The following is a 2,028-nucleotide window of genomic DNA, read 5'->3' as shown; positions in this document are numbered from 1 at the left end:
AGATACTGGCCCCGTGCCATCGAGCTCGGGGCGCCCTCCTCGTCGTAGAGCCGGGTCTACTCCCCCAGCAGCCTCCGCACCCGCTCCTGTCCCACGGCCAGCAGCAGCGTGGGGAGGCGTGGGCCGGTGTCGCGGCCGACGAGCAGGTGGTAGAGGAGGGCGAAGAACGTCCGCTGGGCGGTCTTGATCTCCGGCGGGAGTTCCTTGGCGGTCGCGTCGGCGGAGAAGCCGGCCTGGACCTTGGGGACGCCGTAGACGAGGTGGCTCAGGCCGTCCAGGGACCAGTGGTCGGCGAGGCCGTCGCGCAGGAGTCGCAGGGACTGCTGGGAGGCCTCGTCGAGGGACTTGAGGAGTTCGGCGTCGGGTTCGTCGCGCACGATGGTCCGCTGGTCGGCGGGGACGTGCGTGTTGATCCAGGCCTCGGCCTTGTCGAGGCGGGGGCGGACCTCGTCGAGGGTGGACAGCGGGTTGGCGGGGTCGAGTTCGCTGAGGATGCGCAGCGACTGGTCCTCGTCTCCCGCGGTGATGTCGGCGACGGACGCGAGGGTCCGGTACGGCATCGGGCGGGGCGTGCGCGGGAGTTCACCGGCGGCGGTGCGGACCGCGCGCGAGTGGGCGGCGAGGTCGGCGGGCAAGGCGGCGCCCTCCGCGACCTTCCCGTCCAGCTTGTCCCACTCGTCGTAGAGGCGCTGGATCTCCTGGTCGAAGGCGATCTTGAAGGACTGGTTGGGGCGGCGGCGGGCGTAGAGCCAGCGCAGGAGCTGCGGTTCCATGATCTGGAGCGCGTCGGCCGGGGTGGGGACCCCGCCCTTGCTGCTGGACATCTTGGCCATGCCGCTGATGCCGACGAAGGCGTACATCGGCCCGATGGGCCGCTCGCCGCCGAAGATCCCGACGATCTGCCCGCCGACCTGGAACGAGGACCCCGGGGACGAGTGGTCGACACCACTCGGCTCGAAGATCACGCCCTCGTAGGCCCAGCGCATGGGCCAGTCGACCTTCCAGACCAGCTTGCCGCGGTTGAACTCACTGAGGCGGACGGTCTCGGCGAAGCCGCACGCGTCGCAGGTGTACGACAGCTCGGTGGTGTCGTCGTCGTACGCCGTGACGGTGGTGAGGTCCTTGCCGCAGTCGCCGCAGTAGGGCTTGTACGGGAAGTAGCCGGCGGAACCGGAACTGCCGTCGTCCTCCTCGGCCGCGCCGGAACCCGCCTCGGCCTCCAGCTCGGCGGCGTCGACGGCCTTCTGCTGTTGCTTCTTGGCCGGGGCCTTCTTGGTGCGGTACTGGTCGAGGATCGCGTCGATGTCGCCGCGGTGCTTCATGGCGTGCAGGATCTGCTCGCGGTACACGCCGGAGGTGTACTGCGCGGTCTGGCTGATCCCGTCGAACTCCACGCCCAGTTCGGCGAGGGAGGCGACCATCGAGGCCTTGAAGTGCTCCGCCCAGTTCGGGTACGGCGAACCGGCCGGGGCCGGTACGGATGTCAGCGGCTTCCCGATGTGCTCGGCCCAGCTCGGGTCGGTGCCCTCGACGCCGTTGGGCACCTTGCGGTAGCGGTCGTAGTCGTCCCAGGAGATGAGGTGGCGGACCTCGTGGCCCCGGCGGCGGATCTCGTCGGCGACGAGGTGCGGGGTCATGACCTCGCGCAGGTTGCCGAGGTGGATGGGCCCTGACGGGGACAACCCGGACGCGACGACTACGGGTTTGCCCGGGGCCCGACGCTCCGACTCCTCGATGACCTCATCCGCGAAACGGGAGACCCAGTCGGTGGTCTCGGTGCTCTGAGCCACGATCGGCACGTCCTTCTTTCTGACACGGGGCAGCCGGTACGGTCGCACGACTGACCGTTTCATTGTCCCAGGCGACCCCACATCCACGAAAACGCCTTTTCCAAGCCCGTGACCGGGAGGGGGCCGGGGGGTGGGGCTTGGCGTGAGGGGGTGGAGGGGCGCGGGTGCGGTGGGGCCGGGTCGGGGGTGGGTGGCTCCGGTTGTGTGCGGGGTGCGGGTGCGTGGGGCTTGTCGCGCA

The 2,028-nt window shown here is 70.1% G+C and carries 1 protein-coding gene; it reads right to left on the bottom strand.

What is annotated here, in order from left to right; translation table 11 throughout:
* Positions 1–56 precede the first annotated feature (56 nt).
* Positions 57–1,799 carry a lysine--tRNA ligase gene (gene lysS, locus ACFWP5_RS52335; RefSeq protein WP_384174510.1) on the bottom strand — a complete coding sequence of 581 codons (1,743 nt, stop codon included), beginning with the start codon at positions 1,797–1,799 and terminating at the stop codon, positions 57–59.
* Positions 1,800–2,028 lie beyond the last annotated feature (229 nt).

Origin of the sequence: Streptomyces sp. NPDC058469 (assembly GCF_042721125.1) — a bacterium.
Classification (GTDB): domain Bacteria; phylum Actinomycetota; class Actinomycetes; order Streptomycetales; family Streptomycetaceae; genus Streptomyces.
The sequence above is the reverse complement of the archived record's forward strand: the minus strand, read 5'-3'. Positions and strand labels throughout refer to the sequence as shown.